Origin of the sequence: Mycobacterium sp. 1423905.2, assembly GCF_001673155.1 — a bacterium.
In the GTDB taxonomy this organism is placed as follows: domain Bacteria; phylum Actinomycetota; class Actinomycetes; order Mycobacteriales; family Mycobacteriaceae; genus Mycobacterium.
This window is the reverse complement of sequence record NZ_LZLE01000229.1, coordinates 1-24975: the sequence shown is the minus strand read 5'-3', so window position 1 is coordinate 24975 and position 24975 is coordinate 1. Positions and strand designations below refer to the sequence as shown.

The window sequence follows — 24975 nt, the reverse complement described above, 5'->3', positions numbered from 1 at the left end:
TGGTCCAGGGAGGCGTGTCCGGTCTGGTGACCGGCGCGGTCTTCAAAACCGTCGAGCGGCAGACGCTGCCGTTGGCGGGTTCGATTCCCGTCCGCCTCCGCCACCCTGGTACCTGAGATGACCGACACCCCTGACCGCCGGCGCCGGGTGCCCGGCACCGACGTACTGCTGGCCGATCCCCGCCTGGCCGAGGCGCAGCGGGTGCTGGGCCGCGCGCTGGTCAAGTCGGTGATCGCCGGCGCCCAGCAGCGAGCCCGGACCGGGGAAATCGAGCCGGAACAGGTCGCCGACAACGCCGTGGCCGCCCTGCCGGCCACCGCATCGAGCCTGCGGCCGGTGATCAACGCCACCGGCGTCGTTGTACACACCAACCTGGGCCGCGCGCCGCTATCCGCGGCCGCGCTGGCCGCGGTGGTCACGGCCGGCCGGGCCACCGATGTCGAGTTCGACCTGGCCACCGGGCAGCGCGCCCGCCGCGGGCGCGCCACGCTGGCCGCGCTGGCCCAAGCGGTGCCCACGGCGGGCGGCGTCCATGTGGTGAACAACAACGCCGCCGCGCTGCTGCTGACCGCGCTGGCCCTCGCCCCCGGGAAAGAGATCGTCATCAGCCGAGGAGAGCTGGTCGAGATCGGCGACGGCTTCCGCATCCCCGAGTTGCTGGCATCCACCGGCGCCCGGCTGCGCGAGGTCGGCACCACCAACCGCACCAACCGGCGCGACTACACCGACGCCATCGGCCCGGAAACCGGATTCGTGCTCAAGGTGCATCCGTCGAACTTCCAGGTCACCGGGTTCACTTCCGCGGTCGGCGTCGCGGAGTTGGCGGGGCTGGGCGTCCCGCTGGTGGTCGACATCGGCTCGGGGCTGCTCTCGCCGCATCCGCTGCTGCCGGACGAGCCGGACGCCACCTCGGTGCTACGCGCCGGCGCTGACCTGGTGACCGCCAGCGGAGACAAGCTGCTCGGCGGCCCGCAGGCCGGTCTCCTGCTGGGCGACCGCGATCTGGTCGAGCGGCTACGCCGGCATCCGGCGGCGCGGGCGCTGCGGGTGGACAAGCTCACCCTGGCGGCGCTGGAAGCCACCTTGACCGGCCCGCCGCCGCCGGTGGTCGAGGCGCTGGCTGCCGATGTCGCCGATCTGCGTGCGCGCGCGCAACGTCTGGCCGCCCAACTCGCCGACGCGGCCGCGGTCGACAGCATCGCGGCGGTCGGTGGTGGTGGAGCGCCGGAGGTGCGGCTCCCCAGCGCCGCGCTGAGCCTGCCCGAGTCCTACGCCGCGCGGCTGCGCACCGGCGACCCGCCGGTGGTCGGGCGGTTGGAAGCCGGGCGTTGCCTGCTGGATCTGCGCACGGTGGCCCCGGACGAGGATGAGCCGCTAGCGGCCGCGGTGCGCGCGTGTTCGTCGTAGCCACCGCCGGGCACGTCGACCACGGCAAGTCGACCCTGGTTCAGCGGCTGACCGGCATGTGGCCGGATCGGCTGGCCGAAGAGCAGCGCCGCGGCCTCACCATCGACCTGGGTTTCGCATGGACCGACATCGAGGGGCGCCAGGTGGCGTTCGTCGACGTGCCCGGACATGAACGCTTCGTCGCCAACATGATCGCCGGAGTGGGCGCCGTGCCGACCGCCAGCCCGGTGCTGTTCGTCGTGGCGGCCACCGAGGGCTGGATGCCGCAGTCGACCGAGCATCTCGCCGCCCTGGACGCCCTGGGCGTGACCCATGCGCTGGTGGTGATCAGCAAGGCCGACCTGGCCGACCCCGGCCCGGCCATCGCACAAGCCCGGCAGCAGTTCGCGGCGACGGCGCTGGCCGAGCCGCCGGTCGCACTCGGCACCGACCTGGCCCAGGTGCGCGCGGAGCTGGTTCGGGTGATCGACCGCTTGCCGCCGCCCGACCGCGACGCCGACGTCCGACTCTGGGTGGACCGTTCCTTCACCGTGCGCGGCGCGGGCACGGTCGTCACCGGAACGCTCACCGCGGGCACCGTGCGGGTGGGCGACGAACTCGAGCACGCCGGGCGGCAGCTCACCGTGCGCGGCCTGCAATCGCTGGGTCGCGACCAAGACCTGGTCAGCGCGGTGGCGCGGGTGGCGGTGAACCTGCGCGGCCTGGACCGCCACGACATCCGCCGCGGCGAGACCCTGCGCACCCCCGGCGCGTGGCTGGATACCGCCGAAATCGATGTCGCATTGCGCAAACCCGAGCACCTGCATCGCGAACTGGTGCTGCATGTCGGGTCGGCGGCGGTGCCGGTGCAGGTCCGTCCGCTGGGCAGCGCCGGGGCGCGGTTGCGGTTGGCCCGGCCACTGCCGCTGCGGGTGGGAGACGTCGGGCTATTGCGCGACCCGGGTGAGCACCGGATCGCCGCTGGAGTGGAGGTGCTCGACGTACGGCCGCCGCCGCTGCGGCGCCGGGGTGCGGCCCGCATCCGCGCCGAAGAGCTGGCCAGCGGCCGCGTCCGCCCCCCGGTGTACGCGCTGGCCGCCCGGCTGCGGGCCATGGGGGCCGCACCGGTCGGACAGCGGGTGGGCGATTGGGTGGTCGACCCACAGTGGTGGGCGGAACGGCGGGAGCTGGCCGTCTCGGCCGTGCAGCGCTGGGCCGCGGCCCACGACGTCGCGGCGGGAATGCCGCTGGAGACGCTGCGCCAGCAGCTCGGTCTGCCGGCCGCCGAGCTGGTGTCTGCATTGATCGACGGCACCGGGCTGGAGGTGAGCGACGGCCTGGTGCGTCCACCGGGCGGGGGTCTGCCGGCGCGGGTGGACAAGGCGGTGCGCACTGTCGAGGAGTGGCTGGCCGACGACCCGTTCCGGGCCCCGGAGGCCGACGAGCTGGCCGACTTGAAGCTCGGGGCGCGGGAGCTGGCCGCGGCGGTGCGCGCCGGGCGGCTGCTGCGCATTGCCGAGGGAATCGTGTTGGGGCCCGACGCGTTCGAGCGTGCCGGCGAGATCCTGGCGGCGCTGCCGCAACCGTTCACCGTCAGTGAGGCGCGCCGCGCCTTGGGCACCAGCCGCCGGGTCGCCGTCCCCTTGCTCGAGCAGCTGGACGCGCGACGGGTCACTCGGCGCGCCGACGACGGCACCAGGACGGTGCGCTGACCGCCGGCGTTTGTCCCCGGAGTCAGCGGGTACGCCTCGGATCCGAGGCGCTCGTTCGAGGAGTAGATATGGCTGACATTCAAACCGGCAACATCGTCGACGACATCGTCGCCGACCACCGCGAATTCGAAAGCGTCTTCAGCGAACTCGAGTCCGGTGGCGACCCGCGCACGCAGCCCGAACTGGTCGAGCACGTGATCGCCGGCATCGTGCGGCACGCGGTCGCCGAAGAGGAATACGTCTACCCGGCCGCACGCGAACTGTTGCCCGACGGCGCCGAAGTCGTCGACCACGAACTCGAGGAGCACGCCAAGGCGGAGGAGGTCATGAAGGCCATCGAGAAGGCAGGCACCGACGACGCCCGCTACGACGATCTGGTTCGACAGCTCATCGGCGACATCCGGCACCACATCGAGGAAGAGGAAGGCGACATGCTGCCCAAGCTGCAACAGGCGTGCCGGCCCGAGCAGCTGCGCGAACTGAGCGAGAAGTTCCACCGCGCCAAGAAAATGGCGCCCACTCGGCCGCATCCGTTGGCGCCCGATCACGCGCCGGTCAACAGGATCCTGGCGCCCGGCGCCGGGCTGGTCGACCGGCTGCGCGACGCGCTCAGCGGACGCAACAGCTGACGCGCTGCGCCGACGCCGCCCGGATGGTTTGATGCACAGAATGGACCTCACCAAGCTGTTCCAGTCGTGGCCGGTCTACCGGCAATTGACCGGGGGCGACGCGTTGGGGCGCGGTCAGGCTGCCCAGTCCGCCCGCTCGGCCGGCTTGGAACCGCGCACGGCAACCGCGGACAGCGTCGCGCACTCGGTGTGCCCGTTCTGCGCGGTCGGTTGCGCGCAGAAGGTTTACGTCAAAGACGACAAGGTGGTGCAGATCGAGGGCAACCCGGACAGCCCGATCTCGCGGGGCCGGTTGTGCCCCAAGGGATCGGCCAGCAAGCAGCTGGTCACCGGGCCGCAGCGGGAGACCAAGGTGCGCTACCGCCCGCCCTATGCCACCGAGTGGCAGGACCTCGACCTGGACACGGCGTTGGACATGGTGGCCGACCGGGTTCTCGACGCGCGGCGCAGAAGCTGGCAGGACTTCGACAAGGACCGCCACACGCTGCGCCGCACTATGGGCGTGGCCAGCCTGGGCGGCGCGACGCTGGACAACGAAGAGAACTACCTGATCAAGAAGCTGTTCACCGCCTTGGGCGCACTGCAGATCGAGAACCAAGCCCGTATTTGACACAGCGCCACGGTTCCCGGTCTGGGAGCCTCCTTCGGTCGCGGCGGTGCGACGGACTATCAGCAGGACCTGGTCAACACCGACTTCATCGTCATCATGGGCTCGAATATGGCCGAGGCCCATCCCGTCGGGTTCCAGTGGGTGATGGAGGCCAAGGCGCGCGGCGTCGAGGTGGTGCACATCGACCCCCGCTTCACCCGCACCAGCGCCGTCGCTGATCGGCACGTACCGCTGCGCGCCGGCAGCGACATCGCGTTCCTGGGCGGGGTGATCAACTACATCCTGTCCAACGAGCTGGACTTCCGGGAGTACGTCACCGCCTACACCAACGCCTCGTTCCTGGTCGACGAGTCCTACCAGGACACCGAGGACCTGGACGGGTTGTTCAGCGGCTACGACCACGAGACCGCGTCGTATGACCCGACCAGCTGGCACTACGAGTCCACCGGCCCCGGCGGGCGCGGCGGATCGGGCGCCAAGCAACGCGGCGCGCCCAACCAGCTCGGTTCTGGTGGGGCGGCGGTGGAGGGCGGCGCCGGAGACATTCCGGCCGACCCGACGTTGCAGCACCCGCGCTGCGTCTATCAGGTCCTCAAACGGCATTACGCCCGCTACACCCCGCAGATGGTGGAGCGGGTCTGCGGGGTGCCGGCCGAGACCTTCCTCCAGGTGGCGCGCGCGTGGGCGCAGAACTCCGGGCGGGAACGCACCGCCGCGCTGGTGTACAGCGTGGGCTGGACCCAGCACTCGATGGGCGCCCAGTTCATCCGCGCGGGGTCGATCATCCAGTTGCTGCTGGGCAACATCGGCCGCCCGGGTGGTGGGGTGTTCGCACTGCGCGGCCACGCCAGCATCCAGGGCTCCACGGACATCCCTACCCTGTTCAACCTGCTGCCTGGCTATCTGCCGATGCCGCATGCCGGGCAGGAGAGGTTGTCCGACTACCTGGACGCCGTGGTCAGCGGCAGCCAGAAGGGGTTCTGGCATCACGCCGACGCGTACATGATCTCGCTGCTCAAGGAGTACTGGGGCGACAACGCCACCGCCGACAACGACTACTGCTTTGACTACCTGCCCCGCATCAGCGGTGACCACGGCACCTACCGCACGGTCATGGACATGGTCGACGGCAAGGTGTTCGGCTACTTCCTGCTCGGCCAGAACCCGGCCGTCGGGTCGGCCCATGGTCGGCTGCAGCGCCTGGGTATGGCCAACCTCGACTGGCTGGTCGTGCGCGACCTGGTGATGATCGAAAGCGCCACCTTCTGGAAGGACGCGCCGGAGATCGAGACCGGTGAGATCTCACCGGAGTCCTGCCGCACCGAGGTGTTCTTCTTCCCGGCCGCCTCGCACGTCGAGAAGGCCGGTACCTTCACCCAGACCCAGCGGATGCTGCAGTGGCGGGAGAAAGCCGTCGAACCGCCTGGCGACGCCCGCTCGGAGCTGTGGTTCTTCTACCACCTGGGCCGGCGGCTGCGCGAGAAGCTGGCCGGTTCCACCGACGAGCGCGACCGGCCCCTGCTCGAACTGGCTTGGGACTATCAGACCGACGGTGACGAGCCGTCCGGCGAAGACGTGCTGCGGCGCATTAGCGGCGTCGACCTGACCACGGGACGGGCGGTCAACGGTTACACCGACCTCAAGGCCGACGGCAGCACCGCCTGTGGCTGCTGGATCTACAGCGGCGTGTACGCCGACGACGTCAACCAGGCCGCCCGGCGCAAACCGCACGACCAACAGGGGCCCTACGACAACGAGTGGGGCTGGACCTGGCCGATGAACCGGCGAGTGCTCTACAACCGGGCGTCGGCCGACCCGCAAGGCCGACCGTGGAGCGACCGCAAGAAACTCATCTGGTGGAACGCCGACCGGGGCGAGTGGACCGGTTATGACATCCCCGACTTCGAGAAGAACAAGCCGCCGGACTATCGGCCACCCGACGACGCGGTGGGAGTCGCGGCGTTGCGCGGCGACGACCCGTTCATCATGCAGGCCGACGGCAAGGCCTGGCTGTTCGCGCCCAACGGTCTGGCCGACGGTCCGCTGCCCACCCACTACGAGCCGCACGAATCCCCGACGCGCAACCCGCTCTACACCCAGCAAGGCAATCCCACGCGAATTGTGTACGGGCGCAAAGACAACCCGTCCAACCCCTCCCCGCCGGAGACGCATGGCGAGGTGTTCCCGTTCGTGTTCACCGCGGCGCGGCTCACCGAGCATCACACCGCCGGCGGGATGAGCCGGCAGCTGCCCTACCTCGCCGAGCTGCAGCCGGCGCTGTTCGTCGAGGTGTCACCGGAATTGGCGCGCCTGCGCGGGCTGACCCACATGCAGTGGGCGCACGTGATCACCAGCCGCACCGCGGTGGATGCGCGGGTGTTCGTCACCGACCGGATGAAGCCGCTACGGATCGAAGACCGGGTGGTGCAACAGGTTTGGATGCCCTACCACTGGGGCAACGCCGGTCTGGTCGACGGCGACGTGGTCAACGACCTGCTCGGAGTGGTGTTGGACCCCAACGTGTTCATCCAGGAGAGCAAGGTCGCCACCTGTGACGTCCGGGCCGGTCGGCGGCCCCGTGGTCCGGAGCTGCTGGCTTACGTGGCCGACTACCGACGCCGGGCGGGCATTACCGTGGAGACGGGGACGCACGTGGACACCACCGGAGCGGACGGCGCCCACACGGAGGAAACGCCATGAGCGACAACAGCTTCTACGGGCGGCTGCATGATCCGGCCGGCAACGCCGGCTACGGCGAAGACCACCCACCGCGGGTGGGCTTTTTCACCGACACCTCGGTGTGCATCGGCTGCAAGGCCTGCGAGGTGGCCTGCAAGGAATGGAACATGGTGCCCGAGGACGGGTTCAACCTGCTGGGCATGTCCATGGACAACACCGGCAACCTGGGCGCCAACAGCTGGCGGCACGTGGCGTTCATCGAGCAAGCCCGCCCGCTGGGCGAGCAGGACTCCGGCCTGGCGGAGTTGCCGACCGGGCCGCCGGCGAGCCAGTCGTCGGCCCAGGTCGCTGCGGCGGCGATCGAGGCCCTGCCCGAGGGCGGCGCCGAGCTGGGCAACCTGTCGGTGGACCTCGGGGTGCCGAAGTTCGAGCGTCCGGGCGACGGCATCGGCGCGGAGTCGCGCACCTCGTTTCGCTGGCTGATGAGCTCGGATGTGTGCAAGCACTGCACCCACGCCGGGTGTTTGGACGTGTGCCCTACCGGTGCGCTGTTCCGCACCGAGTTCGGGACCGTCGTTGTGCAGCAAGACATTTGCAACGGCTGCGGCTACTGCGTGTCCGGCTGTCCGTACGGGGTGATCGACCGGCGCGAGGGCGATGGCCGGGCCTGGAAGTGCACGCTGTGCTACGACCGGCTGCATGACGGCCTGGAACCGGCGTGCGCGAAGGCCTGCCCCACCAAGTCGATCCAATTCGGCGTGCTCGACGAGCTGCGCGAGCGCGCCGCGCGCCGCGTCGAAGAGCTGCACGAGCGCGGTGTGCCCGAGGCGCGCCTGTACGGCAACGACCCCGACGACGGCGTCGGCGGTGACGGGGCGTTTTTCCTGCTGTTGGATGAGCCCGAGGTCTACGGTCTGCCGCCGGATCCCATCGTGCCCACCCGGGACGCGCCGGCGATGTGGCGGTTCGCGGGCATCGCCGCGTCGGCGTTCGTGGCCGCGGCGGTGTCGTCGTTCTTCGGCCGGGGCCGGCGATGAGCCCCGGCGAGGGCATGCGCGAGCAACTCGCGGTGCCGCGCGCGGACTTCCAGTCCTACTACGGCCGCGCGGTGCTCAAGACCCCGGTGTGGGAATGGAAGATCGCGGCGTACCTGTTCGCCGGTGGGCTTTCCGCGGGGTCGGCGCTGCTGGCCGCCGGGGCCGACCTCACCGACCGCCCGGCGCTGCGCCGTAGCAGCCGGGTCGGAGCCTTGGTCAGCATTCTGGCCAGCATGTACTTCCTGGTGTCCGACCTGGGCCGGCCGCTGCGGTTCCACCACATGCTGCGCGTGGCGAAACCCAGTTCGCCGATGAGTGTGGGCACCTGGATCCTGGTCGGGTACGGCCCGGGCGCTGGACTGGCCGGGGTCGCCGAGCTGCTGCCGCGCCGGTGGGCACGCTCCTGGGTGGGCGCGCTACTGGGCTGGTTGGCCCGACCCGCCGGACTGTCGGCCGCGGCCGTCGCCCCGGGGGTGGCGTCCTACACCGCCGTGCTGCTCTCCCAAACCGCGGTTCCAGCGTGGCATGAAGCCCACCCGTATCTGCCGTTCGTGTTCACCGGTTCGGCCGCTGCCAGCGGCGGCGGGCTGGGCATGCTGCTGACGCCGGTCGACCAGGCCGGTCCGGCCCGCCGGTTCGCCGTCACCGGGGCCGCGCTGGAAGTGGCGGCTTCCCGGCTGCTCGAAAAGCGCCTGGGCCTGTCCGCCGAGGCGTACACGACGGGCCGAGCCCACCGGCTGCGCGCTTGGGCGGAGGGCCTGACCGTCGGCGGGGCGCTGGGCACGGTCGTCGCCGGACGCCACCGGCCGGCCGCGGCGCTGTGCGGGCTGGCCATGCTCACCGGCAGTGCGCTGCAGCGCTTCGGCGTGTTCTATGCCGGAGTGGAGTCCACCCGAGACCCCAAGTACGTGGTGGTTCCGCAGCGCGAACGGGTCAACGCCGGCCGTCCCGCGCGCGGCGACGACCCCGATCGGGCGCACTTTCCGCGGATGGCCGCGGCCGCGCGCGGGGTGCGCACGGCCGCGGGACGCCTGGTCGGTTCGCGCTAGCCGGAGGATTTCTGCTCGTAAGTGCCGACGATCACCGCGCGAGCCAGGGCGTGCTGGAACAGGTTGAAGCCGAGATACGCCGGGCTGGCGGCTTCGTCGAGGTCCAGCTTGTCGACATCGACCGCGGTCACCGTGACGTAGTAGCGGTGCACGCCGTGCCCGGGCGGCGGAGCGGCGCCCACGTAGCGGCGCATGCCGGCGTCGTTCAGCAGGGTCAGCGCGCCACCGGGCAGGTTGCTGCCGTCGCCGGCGCCCTCGGGCAACTCGGTGACGTCGGCGGGCAGATTGGCCACCGCCCAGTGCCAGAAGCCGGACAGGGTCGGCGCGTCGGGGTCGTACACGCTGACCGCGAAACTGCGCGTCTCTTCGGGGAAACCCGACCAGGTCAGCTGCGGGCTAGCGTCCTCGCCGCCGGCGCCCATGATGCCGCTGACCTGAGCGGTGGGCAGCGGTTGGCCGTCGGTGATCGACTCAGAAGTCAGGCGGAACTGCGGCAGCTTGGGCAGCGCGTCGTAGGGATCGGGCGCGGTCATACTCAGTCCTCTCAGCAGTGTGTCAGGAAATGTGCGAGTACTTCGGTGCCAAACTTCAACGCATCAATAGGTACCCGTTCGTCGACGCCGTGGAACAGCGAGGCGAAGTCCAGCTCCGGCGGCAGCCGCAGCGGGCTGAAGCCGAAGCAACGAATCCCCAAGCGGGCAAACGCTTTTGCGTCGGTGCCGCCGGACAGCATGTACGGGACGGTGCGGCCGTCGGGGTCGACCGCGCGCACCGCGGCATTCATCGCATCGACCAGTTCACCGTCGAAACCGGTCTCGTAGGACGCCAGCTCCCTGATCCACTCGCGGGTCACGTCCGGTCCGATCAGCTCGTCCACCTCGGCCTCGAACGCTGCCTGACGACCGGGAAGCACCCGGCAGTCCACCACCGCCTCGGCCGTCGCGGGGATGACGTTGGCCTTGTAGCCGGCCTTGAGCATGGTCGGGTTCGCCGTGTCGTGCAGGACCGCCTTGAGCATGCGGGCCATCGGGCCCAGTTTCTCGATCGCGCCGGCCAGGTCGGGCGAGTCGGTGTCGAAGGTGTAGCCGGTCTCCTCGCTGACCGCGGCCAGGAACTGGGCGACGGTGTCGGTGAGCACCAGCGGAAACTGGTGCCGGCCGAGCCGGGCCACCGCCTCGGCCACGGCGGTGACGGCATTGTTGTCGTGCACCATCGAGCCGTGTCCGGCCTGGCCGCGGGCGGTCAGGCGCATCCACAGGATGCCTTTCTCGGCCGTCTCGACCAGGTAGAGCCGCCGCTCGCCGCCGTCCGGCCTCGGCACGGTCAACGAGAATCCGCCGACTTCGCCGATGGCCTCGGTGATGCCGTCGAACAGATCGGGCCGGTTGTCGACCAGCCAGTGCGCCCCGTACTTGCCGCCGTGTTCCTCGTCGGCGACGAACGCGAAGACCAGGTCGCGGGGCGGGACGATGCCGGCCTGACGGAAATGCCGGGCGATGACGATCATCATGCCCACCATGTCCTTCATGTCGACCGCGCCGCGGCCCCAGACGTAGCCGTCTTCGATGGCCCCGGAGAACGGGTGCACGCTCCATTCGGCCGGTTCGGCCGGCACCACGTCGAGGTGCCCGTGAATCAGCAGGGCGCCGCGGGACCGGTCCGCGCCTGCCAGCCGGGCGAACACATTGCCGCGGCCGGGGGCACCCGACTCGATGTATTGGGTCTCATAGCCGACTTCGGCGAGTTGTTGGGCGATCCACCGTGCGCACTCTGCTTCACCCTTGGTGGTTTGTGGGTCACCGGTGTTGCTGGTGTCGAAGCGGATCAATCTGCTGACGACCTCGGCCACGTCATCGATCGGGCCGGTACCTCCCGGGGCAAGGGTCACAGTCACCTTTCCTACCATTCCCGGCTGGGATGGGCCTGCGGTGCTGCCCGGCCAGCCGAATTGGGTTGGCGCCAACAGATCCGATAGCCTTAGCTGCCAACTGTGGTCGGGTCCGAGTGGCGGAATGGCAGACGCGCTAGCTTGAGGTGCTAGTGCCCTACTAATGGGCGTGGGGGTTCAAGTCCCCCCTCGGACACCCAATCGCCGAGTTGCTGCCGGTCGTAGGCTGGAGCTGTCAAGATTCGCGACGAGCAGCGAAAGTTTCCCATGCGGCGATGACCCCTCCGAGTGGATTCCTGCGGCGGACCCCGACCCGCGTATTCCGCGACCGCCGGGAGGCCGGCCGCGTGCTGGCCGAGGCGCTGACGCCCTATCGGAGCAAAGACGGCGTGCTGGTGCTCGGGCTTGCCCGGGGCGGGTTGCCGGTCGGCTGGGAAGTGGCCGCCGCGCTATCGGCCGACCTCGATGTGTTCCTGGTTCGCAAACTCGGGGTGCCGCGCTGGCCGGAACTGGCCATGGGCGCGCTAGCCAGTGGCGGTCGAGTGGTGATGAACGACGACGTGGTGTCCAGCCTGCACATCACCGACGAGCAGGTGCGCGCGGTGATCGACAGTGAAACCGCTGAGCTGCGGCGCCGAGAACAGGCGTACCGCGGTGGACGCCCGGCGGCCGACCCGCGCGGCAAGGTCGCGATCCTGGTCGACGACGGCATCGCCACCGGGGCCAGCATGCTGGCGGCGGTGCGGGCCGTCCGCGCGGCGGCGCCGCAGTCGGTGGTTGTCGCCGTCCCGGTGGGTCCGCTCTCGGCCTGCCGGCAGCTGTCCCGCGAAGCCGACGACGTGGTGTGTGCGACGATGCCCGCCGGCTTCGAGGCGGTAGGGCAGGTCTATGCCGACTTCCACCAGGTCACCGACGACGAGGTCCGCGAGTTACTGGCCACTCCGCCCAGCTGACCGGGCGGCGCTCGACTGGGCGATCAGGCACTCGGGTGTGCGTTCAGGGCGGTGTTTACGCGTGTATCGCGCCGTAGCCGCTCAGCCGAAGCCGTGCACGCACCGTCTGCGGGGGTGCTCCCGGGGCAGGCAGCTGGCTACTTGGCGGTCTCGTCGCGCTCGGCCGACTTCTCGGCCGGCTCGTCGGCGGCTTCCTCCGGATAGTCGACAGTCTCCGCCTCGGCTTCGTGCTCGGCCTGTTCGGAGGGCTGGTCGTCGTCGGTGTCCTCGGTGCCCTCGTCGCGCCGCTGGCGCTCCCGCACCGCGTCGATGATCAGCAGCACCACACCCAGCACGCTGGCGCCGATGCACACCCAAGCCACCAGCTCATTGCTGGTGACCACCGCAAACACCAGCGCGACGAGCCCAATCAGGGCTAACACGAGCGCAATGATCAGCATGGGTCATCCTTCGGCCGGCGAGCAGCGACTGCCCAACCTATCAGGGGCGAAGTCGGCTAGTTGTTGCCCCGATTGAATTGCTCGAACCCGCCGGCGTCGGCGCTGGAGTCGACCGGTGCGGCCGAGCCACGCTGACCCAGCTCTTCGAGCTGGGACTCCAGATAGGTCTTGAGGCGGGTGCGGTATTCGCGTTCGAACGTGCGCAGTTGTTCGAGGCGGCCTTCCAGCACGGTGCGTTGCTGGTTGATGGTGCCCATGATCTCCGAGTGCTTGCGTTCGGCGTCGGCCTGCAGGGCGTCGGCCTTCTCCTGCGCCTGGCGCAGTTGCGTCTCCGAGCGGGTCTGCGCGTCGGCCAACATGGCCTCGGCGCGCTGCCGGGCCTCGGCGACCGTCGTGTCGGCGGTGTGCCGGGCTTCGCTGAGGATCTGGTCGGCGTTGGCGCGGGCGTCGGCGAGCATCTTGTCCGACTCGGCCTTGGCGGTGCTGGTCAACCGGTCGGCGGTGTCTTGAGCCAGGCTCAACACGCGCGCGGCCTTCATGGCCTGCTCTTCGTTCGTCCCGCTCGGCGCGGGCGCGGGCGCGGGCGCGGGTGCGGGTGCCGGTGCCGGCGCGGCTTTCACTGGTTCCGGCTCGGGCTCGAAAGTCGGAATCGCCTGGGTGGGCTGAGCGGCCGCGGCGCCCCCGCCGCCGGCGGCCAGTTCCTGATCCAGCTCCGCAATGCGCTGGCGAAGATCGGAATTCTCTTCAATGAGGCGGGTCAGCTCGTTTTCCACCAGGTCAAGGAAGGCGTCAACTTCATCTTCGTTGTACCCGCGCTTGCCGATAGGCGGCTTACTGAACGCCACATTGTGGACGTCGGCAGGTGTAAGCGGCATTGTTTGTCCCCTCGAGTTCCTGGACGGTCAAACGATCTGGAAAGTGTAGAACGGACTGGTAGCCGTCGCGCAACTGCCGTCCATCCTGTCACACCAGACTCGGCGGATGCCGATTGGAGTAATAAATAAGAACCAATTTCAATCTCTAAGGCCAATAAATCACAGTCCTTAGATTTCAAAATCTGCGGCGACAATCTTGTCGCCAAATCGTGGCTGTTCTGTCCCATATCTTTATCGATGAGTTACCGCGCGGGAGTCTTAGGCCGCCGCCCCGAATGCCAGTTGCATGCCGATGAACGCCACCAGCAACAGCACCATGATGGACAGGTCGAAGCGCACCGCGCCGATGGTCAGTTGCGGGATCAGGCGGCGCAGCAGCTTCACCGGCGGATCGGTGATCGACATGATGATCTCCAGGATCACCACGGTGAGACCGGTGGGGCGCCAGTCCCGGCTGAACGAGCGGATGAACTCGACGACGACGCGAGCGATCAGCAGCAGCCAGAAGATGAACAGCGCAAACCCAAGGATCTGAAAAAACAGCACCAACGAGAGCCCGACCTTACCGATGAGGATGTCAACACGCCGCCCGTGAGAACGGCACGAGCAAGCCTACCGACTCGCCCGCCCGCGACACATCTCGCGCGTCACGGCGAACAAGCTGCTCAGCCCGGCGGACCGAGCGGTCCACCGGGCCGAGGAAGCCTCAGAGTCAGTTATTGGTAAGCGTAGAAACCGGTTTCGGCGATCCGGCGCCGTTCCTCCGGGGACACGTCGACATCCGCGGGTGAGAGCAAGAACACCTTGGTGGCGACCTTGTCGAAGGAGCCGCGCAGTGCGAAAGCCAGGCCGGCGGCGAAGTCGACGAGGCGTTTGGCGTCGGCGTTGTCCATCGACACCAGGTCCATGATGACCGGGGTGCCGTCGCGGAAATGTTCGCCGATGGTGCGGGCCTCGCTGTAGTCCTTGGGCCGCAGCGTCGTGATCTTCGACAGCGGGTGACCTTCCTCGAACATCATCGCCATCCGGCGCGGGTCCATGGCCAAGGCGCCGCGGGTGGAGTTGCGCAACCACGACCCTAAACGCTGTCCGCGCGGCAAGTCGGGACGGTCGAATTCGCGGGGCGCAAAGCGCGGCTCGTCGTAGCCGCCGCGGTAACTGCTCGGCGGCGGGTAGTCGGCCGGCTCACCGCGCAGGTCCCCTCGAAGATCGCCCCGGAGATCACTTCGCGAATCGCGGCGCGGGTCGTCGTATTCGCGCCCTTCATAACGTCCGTATTCGTCGTCGAACCGGGCTCGCGGATAACCGCGCGAGGGCGTCCGGTCGTCGTAGTACTCGTCGTCGTAATCCTCCATCGGAGCCATCCCGAAGTAGGCCTTGACCTTGTGCAGTGTGCTCATTGCTGACCCCTTCTAGCCCTGCGCTCTGTGGTGTCTGTGATGAAGATGTGACTACAGTGACGATCACGGTGACCGTAACCGGCGCGGACCCAATAGCGCGGTACCGACACGCACACACGTCGAACCATGTTTGACGGCCGCCTCCAGGTCATTGGACATCCCCGCGGACAATCCCGCCGCGTCCGGGAACCTCTCCCGCACCCGTTCGTGCTCCCGTTTGAGCAGGTCAAACGCTCGTTCGGGGTCCCAGTCCAGCGGCGGGATACCCATCAAGCCGACCAGCTGCAGATTGGCCGCATCCTGGACGAGCGTGCAAATCTCCACGAGCGCGCCGGGGGCGGTGATGTCCACACCGCCGCGAGACACGTCGCCGTCGAGGCTGACCTGCACATAGACCCGCAGCGGGTCCTCGCGGCGCTGATCGGCCAGCGCTGCGCCGACGGCCCGGTCCAGCGCGGTCACCAATTTGACGCTGTCGACCGAGTGCACGGTGTGGGCCCAGCGGGCAAGCGACCGCACCTTGTTGCGCTGGATCTGACCGACCATGTGCCAGCGCATCTGGCGAGATTCCCCCGCCGCCGCCAACAACCGCGCCACCTCGGTGACCTTCGACGACGCCTCCTGCTCGCGTGATTCGCCCACGCACCGACACCCCAGCCGGGACAGGATCGCGACGTCGGTGGCCGGGAAGAACTTCGTCACGGGCAGCAGCTCGATATCGGAGACGTTGCGGCCGACCGCCTCGGCGGCCGCGGACAGCCGGGACCGCACCACGGCCAACGCGTGCGTCAATTCCGACTGCCGCTCCGATTGCGCCGAACGATCCACCGCCATCACGGTCATTCCATCCACACCAGCGACGCCAGCCGCCCGGTCGGCGCGTCGCGACGATGGCTGAACAGCGTCGGGTCGGCCACCGTGCAGCGTGGGTCGACGTCGATGGCCGTCACCCCCAAAGTTTGTAGCTGCCTGGCGATTCCGGCGCGCAGGTCCAGTCCCGGAGTGCCCGCGGCGGTGGTGGTGCGACTGCCTGGCAAGGCCGCTTCCACCTCGTCGGCCATCGCGGCCGGCACCTCGTAGTGGCGCCCACTGACCGCCGGGCCCAACAGCGCCGAGATGTCGGCGGGTTGGGCGCCCAAGCCCTGCATCGCTTCGACCGCGCGAACCACCACGCCGTGCTGGGCGCCGACTCGACCGGCGTGCACGGCCGCCACCACACCGGCGCGCGCATCGGCCAGCAGCACCGGCACACAGTCGGCGGTCACCACGACCAGCACCAGGCGGGCGATGCCTGTTGCCAAGCCGTCGGTGTCGTCGACCGGCGCGGCGCGCGGCCCGTCCACCACCTCGATGTGATCGCCGTGTACCTGGTTCATCCACACCAGCCGCTTGGGTGGCACCCCGATGACCTTGGCCAGCCGGTCCCGGTTGGCCCGCACCGCGGCCGGATCGTCACCGACGTGGTCGCCCAGGTTGAAGGTGTCGAACGGGGCGGCAGACACCCCGCCTGCCCGGGTCGTGGTCACTCGACGGATGCGCACACTCACGTGCCCAGTATCCGGATTGTGTGCCCGGCCAGGCGCCAGCGCGGTCCGGCCAGGGCCGGTCTGTCGCGCGCTGGCAAGCAACGTGTGACCCTCAGCGGCGCATGAATGGCGGCACATCGACGTCGTCGTCGTCGCCACCGATGCTCAACGTCGCGCCGTTGGTGTGCAGCGGCACGCTCACCGCGTCCACCGGCTCGAACAGTGTCGAGGTCAGCTTGCCGGCTTTGGCCGACTCGATGCGGTGGGCGCCACCGGTCTCCCCCACCACCGGCTTGCGCCCCGGGCCGGCCACGTCGAAGCCGGCCGCGATCACGGTGACCCGCACCTCGTCGCCCAGCGAGTCGTCGATCACGGTGCCGAAGATGATGTTGGCGTCCTGGTGCGCGGCGTCCTGGACCAGCGAAGCCGCCTCGTTGATCTCGAACAAGCCCAGGTCGCTGCCGCCGGCGATGGACATCAGCACGCCCTGGGCGCCTTCCATCGAGGCTTCCAGCAGCGGCGAGTTGATGGCGATCTCGGCGGCTTTGAGCGAGCGGCCTTCGCCGCGGGCCGAGCCGATGCCCATCAGCGCGGTGCCGGCGCCGGACATGATGCCCTTGACGTCGGCGAAGTCGACGTTGATCAGGCCCGGGGTGGTGATCAGGTCGGTGATGCCCTGCACGCCGTTGAGCAGCACCTCGTCGGCGCTGCGGAAGGCGTCCATCAGGGACACCGCGGCGTCGCCCATCTGCAGCAACCGGTCGTTGGGGATCACGATCAGGGTGTCGCAGCTTTCCCGAAGCGCCGAAATCCCGTTCTCAGCCTGATTGCTGCGGCGCTTGCCCTCGAAGGAGAACGGTCGGGTGACGACGCCGACGGTCAACGCGCCGAGTTTGCGCGCGATGCTGGCGACGACGGGCGCGCCGCCGGTGCCGGTGCCGCCGCCTTCACCGGCGGTGACGAACACCATGTCGGCCCCGCGCAGCAACTCCTCGATCTCGTCCTTGGCGTCCTCGGCGGCCTTGCGGCCCACTTCGGGGTCCGCGCCGGCGCCCAGGCCGCGGGTCGAGTCGCGGCCCACGTCGAGCTTGACGTCGGCATCGCTCATCAGCAACGCCTGCGCGTCGGTGTTGATGGCGATGAACTCCACGCCCTTGAGGCCTTGTTCGATCATTCGGTTCACGGCGTTGACGCCGCCGCCACCGATGCCCACGACCTTGATGACGGCCAAGTAGTTATGTGGGGGGGTCATCATTCGTCTTCCTCCCTGATGGGACTTGGTTCGGCTGCGGTGTGTCCCCTTGCAAAAGTCTCAACCTCAACCATAGAGTTAGAGTTATGTCAAGTAGTTCCGCGTAACCAGAACCGTATGGGTACGACGGGAACTAACCGCGCAGGCGCGCCGACACGCGTCGCGCAAATTTTCCGATGCGCCGATTCCGCCGCGAGTGTGCCGCTAGCCGCACATTGGGTGCACAGTGTGCGGCTAGCCGCACAGTCGGCGGGGTTGGTGCGCTACTTGACCGTCGGCAGGTCTGGGCTGGACACGTCGTAGGTTCGCCCGGGCTGCGTCAACAACGCCGCCAGCTTCTCGGCCTTCTCCTTGGCGCGGTCGGTGGTCCCCCAGATCACCAGCCGCCCGTCGGACAACGTCAGGGTGATCGACGACACCGACGGGGCGGCAATCCGCCCGACCTGTCCCGACACCTCGGGCGGCAACGCGGCCAGCACCTGCAGCGCGGCCAGCGTGGCCGGGTCGGTGGGACCGGGGTTGTCGACGTCGATGTAGGGCAGGGCCGGCGGCGGCGGATCGGTGGCGAAGTCCACGCCGTCGCGGTCGAATAAGTGCGGCCCGTCGGGAAAGTCTTTGACCACCACGGGAACTCGCTCGACGACGGTGATGCGCAGCGCCGAAGGGTATTGGCGCTGCACGCGCGCGCTGGCCACCCGCCGGATGGTCGCGACCCGGTCGGCCACCTGGTCGGTGTTGATCTGCAGCAACGGCGTGCCCGGCCGCACCCGCGCCGCGTCCAAAACCTCTTCGCGGCTAACCGTGCCGATGCCGGTGACGACGATGTTGCGAGCCGACATGGCCGGGGTGAAGTAGAGGATGAGCGCCAGCGCGACGCCGAGGATGGCCAACAGGATGGAACCGAGCAGCATCCGCAGGCCACGCACGACGCCCCGGCGCACCGGTTTCGGTTCGGCCAGCACCGGGCCCTGGGCTTTCCGCTTGGCTTCGCGACGGGCGTGCTCGATGGCGGTGGCCCGGGCCTGGGCGGCGCGCCGTTCGGCGCGTTCCCGGCGGGCGCGCCGGCGGGGCCCCTCGAAGTCGGCGTCCGCGTCTTCTTGGGCGGGCGCGGCGATGGGTTCGGTGGCGGCGGTGTCGTCACCGACCAGGTCGGTCGGCGGCCCGTCGTTGGGTTCGGACCCGGCCGATGTCATTGCAAGACCCCGGGGGTGCCGCGGTTGGCCCGCATCCGCAGCGCGGTGATGATTTCGGGTCCGAGCAGCGTGACGTCACCGGCGCCCATGGTGATGATGACGTCGCCCGGGCGCGCCGCGGCGGCCACCTCGGCGGGCACCGTGGAGATATTCGGCAGATAGCGCACCGGAACGCTGACGTGTTCGGCGACGCTCGCGCCGCTGATCCCGGCCAGCGGTTGTTCCCGGGCGCCGTAGACGTCGAGGACGAACACCTCGTCGGCGGCGTTCAGTGCGTGTCCGAACTCCGCGGCGAAAGCTTTTGTCCGAGAATACAAATGGGGTTGGAAGATGACGATCGTGCGGCCGCCGCCGCTCTGGTCGAGGACCATGCGCGCCGCGGCCAGCGTCGCGCTGATCTCGGTCGGGTGGTGCGCGTAGTCGTCGAACACGCGCACCGAGCCGTGGCCGACCCCGGCGGTACCGACCAATTCGAACCGCCGACGCACCCCCTCGAAGCCGGCCAGCCCGTCGAGCACCTCGTCGGCGTCGGTACCGATCTCGAGCGCCGCCAGCAGCGCCGCCAGTGCGTTGAGCGCCATGTGGCGTCCGGGCACCGACAGCCGCATCACTCGCGGGTGCGCCTCGCCGCGCAAGTGGATGTGCGCGACCGCTTCGGTCCCGCGCTGCTCCCAAGAGACCAGCGCACCGGCCAGCGATTCGCCGGGTTGCTCGGCCGATCCGTACCGCAGCACGCGGATGCCCAATTCGGCGGTGCGCCGGGCCAAAGCGGCAGCGCCAGCGTCGTCGGTGCACGCCACCAGGGCGCCGCCGGGAGCCAGCCGCTCGACGAAGGCGTCGAACACCCCGACGTAGGCCTCGGTGCTGCCGTAGAAGTCCAGGTGATCGGCTTCGATGTTGGTGACCACGGCGACGTTGGGCGTGTATTCCAGCAGCGAGCCGTCGCTTTCGTCGGCCTCGGCGACAAAACAGTCGCCGCTGCCGTGGTGGGCGTTGGTGCCCGCCTCCCCTAGCTCGCCGCCGACCGCGAAGGACGGGTCGCGGCCACAGTGCTGCAGCGCGACGATGAGCATCGAGGTGGTCGAGGTCTTGCCGTGGGTGCCGGTGACCATCAGCGTGGTGCGACCGGCCATCAGTTTGGCGAGCACCACCGGACGCAGCAGCACCGGAATGCCGCGGCGGCGGGCTTCGACGAGCTCGGGGTTGGTTTTGGGGATCGCGGCATGCGTGGTGACGACGGCGGTGGGGCCGCCGGGCCACAGATCCAGCGCCGCGGCGTCGTGGCCGATCTGGATCTGCGCGCCGCGGGCCCGCAGCGCGTGAATGCCGCGGGACTCTTTGGCATCCGACCCGGAGACCAGCGCACCGCGGTCCAGCAGAATGCGGGCGATGCCGGACATGCCGGCTCCTCCGATGCCGACCATGTGCACGCGCTGCAGCTCGGGAGGAAGTTGTTCGGTGGTCACGGCCGTCCCCCGGCGCGGGCCGCATGGGCGATGTCCAGGGCGGCCTGAGCCACCTGGCGGGCCGCGTCGGGGTGTCCGACTTGCGCGGCGGCCGCGGTCATCTCCGCCAGCCGCGGTGGATCGTTGAGCAGCGCGGCGACTTCTCGGGCCACCAGCTCCGGCGTCAACGCGGCATCCGGGACGATCATCCCGCCGCCGGCGTTGACCACCGGCAACGCGTTGAGCCGTTGTTCGCCGTTGCCGATGGGCAGCGGCACGTAGAGGGCCGGCAGTCCGACGGCCGAAACCTCGGCGACCGTCATCGCTCCCGACCGGCAGATCGCCAGGTCGGCGGCGGCGTACGCCAGATCCATTCGGTCCAGATACGGCACCGCCACGTACGGCGGGTCGCCAGGTACTGGTGTCCGCAGCTCGAGGACGTTCTTGGGTCCGTGGGCATGCAGCACCGAGACGCCCGCGGCGGCCAAGGCAGGGGCCGCACCCGACACCGCCCGGTTGAGCGACACGGCCCCTTGGGAACCGCCGAACACCAGCAGCACCCGCGCGTCCGGGGCGAACCCGAAGTGGGCGCGGGCTTCGGCGCGCAGCGCCGCGCGGTCCAGCGTGGTGATGGCGTCGCGGACCGGTATGCCGACCACTTCCGCGCGTCGCAAACCCGACCCCGGGACCGCGGAGAGGATCCGGTCGGCACTGCGGGCGCCGACCCGGTTGGCCAGCCCGGCTCGGGCGTTCGCTTCGTGGATGACCACCGGGATACGGCGGCGGCGCCGCGGCAGCGTGGGCGTCGCGCGGGCGGCCAGGTAGGCCGGCAGCGCGACGTATCCGCCGAAGCCGATGACGACGTCGGCCGCGACGTCGTCGAGCACCGTGCGGGTCTCGCGGACGGCGCGCCAGACCCGCGGAGGCAGTCTGGCCAAATCGCCGCTGAGTTTGCGGGGCAACGGCACCGGGGTTATCAGTTCCAGGTGATATCCGCGCTCCGGCACCAGTCGGGTCTCCAGGCCGCGCGGTGTGCCCAGGGCGGTGATCCTGACCTCCGGGTCCAGTGCGCGCAGCGCATCGGCGACGGCCATCGCGGGCTCGACATGGCCGGCGGTGCCCCCGCCGGCCAGTACTACCGAAAGTGCAGTACCGGCGGGCAGGGGATGTGCCCCCAACCCGCCGGCCGGTTTCCTAACCGAGTCGCTCACCCGTAACGCTGACCTTCCAGTGCGCGGACGCGCTGTGTACGACGCTGGCCGGCTCCCCGGTTGGCAGAGCGCTGGCCAGATCCATGATGCCTGTCCCGCGCGCGGGCGCTGCCCCCGGATCTGGGCGTGGGCTTGCGGGCCGCCTGCTTGGGCGGCTTGCGCGAGCCCGGCCGCTGGCCGGCGTGTGACTGCGGTCGCTTGCGGTCGCGGAACGTCTCCAGCCGGCTCGGCACGTACGGCTCGGGCAACGGCAGGCGCAGCAGCCGGTTGACCTTGTCGTCGCGCCCGGCGCGCAGTGCGGCCACCGCCTCCGGCTCGTGGCGCGCCGCATTGGCCATGATGCCGATCATGAAAAGCGTTGTGGCCGTTGATGTTCCACCGGCAGAGATGAGCGGTAGTTGCAAGCCGGTGACCGGCAGCACCCCGATGACATAGCCGATGTTGATGAACGCCTGACCCAACACCCACAGCGTGGTGGTGGCCGTCAGCAGGCGCAGGAACGGGTCGGCAGACCGCCGGGCGATGCGCATCCCGGTGTAGGCGAACAAGCCGAACAACCCGAGCAGGCCGAGCGCGCCGATCAGGCCCAGCTCCTCGCCGATGATCGCGAAGATGAAGTCGTTGTGGGCGTTGGGCAGATAGTTCCACTTGGCCACGCCTTGGCCCAGGCCGTCGCCGAAGATGCCGCCGTGGGCCAGCGCGAACTTGGCCTGCCGCGCCTGGTATCCGGTGTCCATCGGGTCGTTGTCAGGGTCGAGCCAGGACCGCACCCGGTCGGAACGATAGCCCGCGGACATGGCCAGCACCCCACCGGCGATAACGACGGCCAACAGCGAGCTGCCGAACACGCGCAGCGGCAACCCGGCATACCAGAGCAGGCCCAGCAAGATGATGCCCAGCGACACCGTCTGCCCGAGGTCGGGCTGCGCGACGATCAAGGCCAGCGAAATCAACGCGGCGGGCACCAGCGGAATCAGCATCTCCCGCAGCGACGCGCGCTCCAGCCGGCGCGCGGCCAGCAGGTGGGCGCCCCAGATGGCGAAGGCGATCTTGGTCAGCTCCGAGGGCTGCATCGAAAAGCCCGCCACCACGAACCATTTCCGCGAACCGTTGGCCAGGTTGCCGATCCCGGGGATCAGCACCAGCACCAGCAACACGACGGTGATCGCATAACTGGTGAAGGCGATGCGTCGGATGAACCGGATCGACATCCGCAGCGAGGCGTAGCAGCCGATCAGCCCGATCACCGTCCACAGCACCTGCTTGCCGAAGATCACCCACGGCGAGCCGTCGGCGCCGTAAGACCGCACCCCAGATGCCGAGAGCACCATGATCAGGCCGAGCGACGTCAGCAACGCGGCGACGGCGATGATCAGGTGAAACGACGTCATGGGCCGGCCCAGCCAGGCACCGAACCGGGTGCGCGGACCGCCCGCCTCGTCAGCGAACCCGAACTCCGGCTGACCGGCGGGCGGGCTCTGTTCGGCCGGTTCGTCGCCGGGTTCGGTGACCGCCTCCGGAGCCTGCTGCGCAACACCCTCCTCGGCGGGGGCGGCGCTGTCGTCTTTTTTGCCCCGGCGCGTCAGCCGGGTCCATCCCATACCCACGCCCCTTACCGGACCGCGGCCCGAACGGCGGCGGCGAAGGCGTCGCCCCGGTCGGCGTAGCCGGCGAATTGATCGAAGGACGCGCCGGCCGGCGCCAGCAGTACGGTGTCGCCGGGGGTGGCCAGTTGCCGCGCCGCAGCGACCGCCGCGCTCATCACGCGAGAGCCGACGGCCTCCCCCGGGGGGTTGTCGACTCGTGTCACAGAATTAACAGGAACCTCACCAGTCGCATGCATCCCATCATCCTCGCCTGTCACAACGTGGACGACGGGAACTTGGGGCGCGTGTCGTGATAACGCCTCGGCAAACTCGGCGCGATCTCGGCCGATGAGGATCGCTGCGGCCAGTCGCGACGCCATTTGAGCCACTTCGGCGTCGATCGATGCGCCCTTGAGGAGCCCCCCGGCCACCCACACCACCCGCGGGTAAGCCAGCACCGACGCCAAGGCGGCATGCGGATTGGTGGCTTTCGAGTCGTCGACGTAGGTGATTCCATCGGCGACGGCCACGACTTCGGAACGATGCCGGCCCACCCGGAAGGAGCCGACCGCCGAAGCGATGGCCTCGGCCGGCACCCCCACCGAACGGGCCAACGCGGCCGCAGCCAGGGTGTCGAGCACGCCGACCGGGCCCGGTACCGGTATGGACGCGGCCGCCAGCAACGTCAGGTCGTCGGCGAAAGCCCGGTCGATCAGGTAGCCGTCGCGCACGCCAAGCTCGCCGGCGGCGGGTGCACCGAGCCGGAAACCCACCCGCACCGGCGCCGGCGCGGTGTCGCGCAGCGCGGCCGCTCGGGCGTCGTCCAAGCCGACCACCGCGACCCGGCCGGTCAGCACCCGGGCTTTGGCCTCGGTGTAGGCGGCCATCGTGCCGTGCCAGTCCAGGTGGTCTTCGGCGATGTTGAGCACCACGCCGGCCTCGGGCCGCAACGACGGCGCCCAGAACAGCTGGAAGCTGGACAGCTCCACGGCCAGCAGTTCGGCGGGTTGGTCGAGCACGTCGAGCACCGGACTGCCGATGTTGCCGCACAACACGCTGCTGTGGCCGCCGGCGACCAGCATGGCGTGCAGCATCGAGGTGGTCGTGGTCTTGCCGTTGGTGCCGGTGACCGCCAACCAGCGCCGGGGTGGCCCGTAACAGCCGGCGGCGTCCAACCGCCAGGCCAGTTCGACGTCGCCCCAGATCGGTACCCCGGCCGCCGCGGCGGCGGCCAGCACCGGGGTGGTCGGCCGGAACCCCGGGCTGGTCACCACCAGCGCGTAACCGGCGATCTGCTGCACCGCCTGGGCCGGGTCGAGCGTGGTCACCCCGCTTTCGGCATACGGGCTGAGCATGGCGGGGTCGTCGTCGCACACGGTGGGTATGGCGCCGAAGCGGGTCAGCGCCGCCAGCACCGCCCGACCGGTGACCCGGCCGCCGGCGATCAGGACGGGCGCACCCGGCGCCAGCGGATCGAGCACGTCAGGCCCCGATGGTGGCGAGCCATTCGCCGTAGAACAGAGCCACCCCCAGCCCGCAGCTGATCGCGGTGAGCAGCCAGAAGCGGATGATCACGGTGGTTTCGGCCCAGCCGCTCAGCTCGAAGTGGTGGTGGAACGGGGCCATCCGGAAGACACGTCGCCCGGTGGTTCGGAAGGCGAGGATTTGCAGTACCACCGAGGTGATCTCGGCGACGAACAGCGAGCCCAGCACCACGGCGAGCACTTCGGTGCGGCTGGTGACCGACAGGCCCGCGATGATGCCGCCCAACGCCAAGGAGCCGGTGTCGCCCATGAAGATCTTGGCCGGCGCGGCGTTCCACCACAGGAACCCGATGCAGGCGCCGGCGGTGGCCGCGGCGATCAGCGCCAGGTCCAGCGGGTCGCGCACGTTGTAGCAGCCCAGTCCGGGCGCGGTGACGCAGGCGTTGCGGTACTGCCAGAAGGTGATCAGGACGTAGGCGGCGGTGACCATGGCCATGCAGCCCGCGGCCAGACCGTCCAGCCCGTCGGTGAAGTTGACCGCATTGGACCAGGCGCTGACGACGAGCACGCAGAACAGCACGAACAGTCCGGGCGCCAGGGTGACCGTTGCGATCTCCCGC

At 69.6% G+C, this 24975-nt stretch carries 21 protein-coding genes, 2 tRNA genes and 1 pseudogene; 9 read left to right on the top strand and 15 right to left on the bottom strand.

The annotated features are described in order from the left end of the window. The first annotated feature begins 8 nt into the window (after positions 1 to 8). The 7 genes from A9W95_RS14520 (at position 9) to nrfD (ending at position 9102) form a co-directional block, all read left to right on the top strand. Positions 9 to 103, top strand: a tRNA-Sec gene (locus A9W95_RS14520). Between the two features lie 14 nt (positions 104 to 117). After that, positions 118 to 1407 (top strand): L-seryl-tRNA(Sec) selenium transferase, encoded by a 1290-nt coding sequence (gene selA / locus A9W95_RS14515; protein ID WP_067413855.1) that lies wholly within the window; start codon positions 118 to 120, stop codon positions 1405 to 1407. Next, positions 1395 to 3098, top strand: a complete 1704-nt coding sequence (locus A9W95_RS14510) for a selenocysteine-specific translation elongation factor (protein WP_067413820.1) — start codon at positions 1395 to 1397, stop codon at positions 3096 to 3098. Before selA ends, A9W95_RS14510 begins: the two co-directional genes overlap by 13 nt. A gap of 68 nt (positions 3099 to 3166) precedes the next feature. Further along, positions 3167 to 3727 (top strand): hemerythrin domain-containing protein, encoded by a 561-nt coding sequence (locus A9W95_RS14505; RefSeq protein WP_067413817.1) that lies wholly within the window; start codon positions 3167 to 3169, stop codon positions 3725 to 3727. 40 nt (positions 3728 to 3767) lie between these two features. Beyond that, positions 3768 to 7037, top strand: a complete 3270-nt coding sequence (gene fdh / locus A9W95_RS14495; protein ID WP_156746208.1) for a formate dehydrogenase — start codon at positions 3768 to 3770, stop codon at positions 7035 to 7037. Beyond that, entirely contained in the window at positions 7034 to 8053 is a 1020-nt protein-coding gene (locus A9W95_RS14490) for a 4Fe-4S dicluster domain-containing protein (protein WP_067413810.1), read from the top strand. The genes fdh and A9W95_RS14490 overlap by 4 nt, the downstream gene beginning before the upstream one ends. Further along, positions 8050 to 9102 carry an NrfD/PsrC family molybdoenzyme membrane anchor subunit gene (gene nrfD / locus A9W95_RS14485; RefSeq protein WP_082983101.1) on the top strand — a complete coding sequence of 351 codons (1053 nt, stop codon included), beginning with the start codon at positions 8050 to 8052 and terminating at the stop codon, positions 9100 to 9102. Before A9W95_RS14490 ends, nrfD begins: the two co-directional genes overlap by 4 nt. Here nrfD and A9W95_RS14480 read toward each other — a convergent pair. After that, positions 9099 to 9635: a YbhB/YbcL family Raf kinase inhibitor-like protein gene (locus tag A9W95_RS14480; protein WP_067413807.1), complete on the bottom strand. Its 537-nt coding sequence runs from the start codon at positions 9633 to 9635 to the stop codon at positions 9099 to 9101. The genes nrfD and A9W95_RS14480 overlap by 4 nt on opposite strands. Positions 9636 to 9646: 11 nt before the next feature. After that, a complete protein-coding gene (locus tag A9W95_RS14475; RefSeq protein WP_067413805.1) occupies positions 9647 to 11008 on the bottom strand; it encodes a M20/M25/M40 family metallo-hydrolase in 1362 nt (453 codons plus the stop codon). 92 nt (positions 11009 to 11100) lie between these two features. Here A9W95_RS14475 and A9W95_RS14470 point away from each other — a divergent pair. Next, positions 11101 to 11186: transfer RNA gene (locus A9W95_RS14470), tRNA-Leu, on the top strand. Positions 11187 to 11265: 79 nt separating this feature from the next. Beyond that, positions 11266 to 11943: pseudogene (locus A9W95_RS14465) on the top strand (phosphoribosyltransferase); the annotation flags it as partial. Between the two features lie 137 nt (positions 11944 to 12080). On the opposite strand, the gene A9W95_RS14460 reads toward A9W95_RS14465, so the two are convergent. From A9W95_RS14460 to mraY, 13 genes are all read right to left on the bottom strand, one after another. Then, a complete protein-coding gene (locus A9W95_RS14460; protein WP_067413800.1) occupies positions 12081 to 12383 on the bottom strand; it encodes a hypothetical protein in 303 nt (100 codons plus the stop codon). Between the two features lie 56 nt (positions 12384 to 12439). Further along, positions 12440 to 13258: a DivIVA domain-containing protein gene (locus A9W95_RS14455; RefSeq protein ID WP_067413797.1), complete on the bottom strand. Its 819-nt coding sequence runs from the start codon at positions 13256 to 13258 to the stop codon at positions 12440 to 12442. Positions 13259 to 13516: 258 nt separating this feature from the next. Next, entirely contained in the window at positions 13517 to 13807 is a 291-nt protein-coding gene (locus tag A9W95_RS14450) for a YggT family protein (protein WP_023364806.1), read from the bottom strand. A 167-nt stretch (positions 13808 to 13974) separates the two neighbouring features. Then, entirely contained in the window at positions 13975 to 14658 is a 684-nt protein-coding gene (locus A9W95_RS14445) for a cell division protein SepF (protein ID WP_067413794.1), read from the bottom strand. A 63-nt stretch (positions 14659 to 14721) separates the two neighbouring features. Further along, on the bottom strand, positions 14722 to 15492 hold the full coding sequence (locus A9W95_RS14440; protein ID WP_156746207.1) for a YggS family pyridoxal phosphate-dependent enzyme: 771 nt from the start codon (positions 15490 to 15492) through the stop codon (positions 14722 to 14724). A gap of 5 nt (positions 15493 to 15497) precedes the next feature. After that, positions 15498 to 16205: a peptidoglycan editing factor PgeF gene (pgeF, locus tag A9W95_RS14435; protein WP_082983100.1), complete on the bottom strand. Its 708-nt coding sequence runs from the start codon at positions 16203 to 16205 to the stop codon at positions 15498 to 15500. A gap of 91 nt (positions 16206 to 16296) precedes the next feature. Beyond that, positions 16297 to 17436 carry a cell division protein FtsZ gene (gene ftsZ / locus A9W95_RS14430; protein ID WP_067413852.1) on the bottom strand — a complete coding sequence of 380 codons (1140 nt, stop codon included), beginning with the start codon at positions 17434 to 17436 and terminating at the stop codon, positions 16297 to 16299. Between the two features lie 263 nt (positions 17437 to 17699). Beyond that, positions 17700 to 18629 (bottom strand): cell division protein FtsQ/DivIB, encoded by a 930-nt coding sequence (locus A9W95_RS14425; RefSeq protein WP_067413788.1) that lies wholly within the window; start codon positions 18627 to 18629, stop codon positions 17700 to 17702. Further along, positions 18626 to 20095 (bottom strand): UDP-N-acetylmuramate--L-alanine ligase, encoded by a 1470-nt coding sequence (gene murC, locus A9W95_RS14420; RefSeq protein WP_067413785.1) that lies wholly within the window; start codon positions 20093 to 20095, stop codon positions 18626 to 18628. The genes A9W95_RS14425 and murC overlap by 4 nt, the downstream gene beginning before the upstream one ends. Continuing rightward, positions 20092 to 21285 carry an undecaprenyldiphospho-muramoylpentapeptide beta-N-acetylglucosaminyltransferase gene (gene murG, locus A9W95_RS14415; protein ID WP_067413782.1) on the bottom strand — a complete coding sequence of 398 codons (1194 nt, stop codon included), beginning with the start codon at positions 21283 to 21285 and terminating at the stop codon, positions 20092 to 20094. The genes murC and murG overlap by 4 nt, the downstream gene beginning before the upstream one ends. Next, positions 21282 to 22892, bottom strand: a complete 1611-nt coding sequence (gene ftsW / locus A9W95_RS14410) for a putative lipid II flippase FtsW (RefSeq protein WP_371328071.1) — start codon at positions 22890 to 22892, stop codon at positions 21282 to 21284. The genes murG and ftsW overlap by 4 nt, the downstream gene beginning before the upstream one ends. 5 nt (positions 22893 to 22897) lie before the next feature. Beyond that, positions 22898 to 24352: a UDP-N-acetylmuramoyl-L-alanine--D-glutamate ligase gene (gene murD / locus A9W95_RS14405; protein ID WP_067413776.1), complete on the bottom strand. Its 1455-nt coding sequence runs from the start codon at positions 24350 to 24352 to the stop codon at positions 22898 to 22900. A gap of 1 nt (position 24353) precedes the next feature. Further along, on the bottom strand, positions 24354 to 24975 hold a 622-nt coding region (mraY, locus tag A9W95_RS14400; RefSeq protein ID WP_067413773.1), incomplete at its 5' end, for a phospho-N-acetylmuramoyl-pentapeptide-transferase.

Coding starts and splice junctions, on each gene's coding strand:
- selA (WP_067413855.1), top strand. CDS start 118: ATGACCGACACCCCTGACCGCCGGCGCCGGGTGCCCGGCACCGACGTA.
- A9W95_RS14505 (WP_067413817.1), top strand. CDS start 3,167: ATGGCTGACATTCAAACCGGCAACATCGTCGACGACATCGTCGCCGAC.
- A9W95_RS14490 (WP_067413810.1), top strand. CDS start 7,034: ATGAGCGACAACAGCTTCTACGGGCGGCTGCATGATCCGGCCGGCAAC.
- nrfD (WP_082983101.1), top strand. CDS start 8,050: ATGAGCCCCGGCGAGGGCATGCGCGAGCAACTCGCGGTGCCGCGCGCG.
- A9W95_RS14480 (WP_067413807.1), bottom strand. CDS start 9,635: ATGACCGCGCCCGATCCCTACGACGCGCTGCCCAAGCTGCCGCAGTTC.
- A9W95_RS14475 (WP_067413805.1), bottom strand. CDS start 11,008: ATGGTAGGAAAGGTGACTGTGACCCTTGCCCCGGGAGGTACCGGCCCG.
- A9W95_RS14460 (WP_067413800.1), bottom strand. CDS start 12,383: ATGCTGATCATTGCGCTCGTGTTAGCCCTGATTGGGCTCGTCGCGCTG.
- A9W95_RS14455 (WP_067413797.1), bottom strand. CDS start 13,258: ATGCCGCTTACACCTGCCGACGTCCACAATGTGGCGTTCAGTAAGCCG.
- A9W95_RS14445 (WP_067413794.1), bottom strand. CDS start 14,658: ATGAGCACACTGCACAAGGTCAAGGCCTACTTCGGGATGGCTCCGATG.
- A9W95_RS14440 (WP_156746207.1), bottom strand. CDS start 15,492: ATGGCGGTGGATCGTTCGGCGCAATCGGAGCGGCAGTCGGAATTGACG.
- ftsZ (WP_067413852.1), bottom strand. CDS start 17,436: ATGACCCCCCCACATAACTACTTGGCCGTCATCAAGGTCGTGGGCATC.
- A9W95_RS14425 (WP_067413788.1), bottom strand. CDS start 18,629: ATGACATCGGCCGGGTCCGAACCCAACGACGGGCCGCCGACCGACCTG.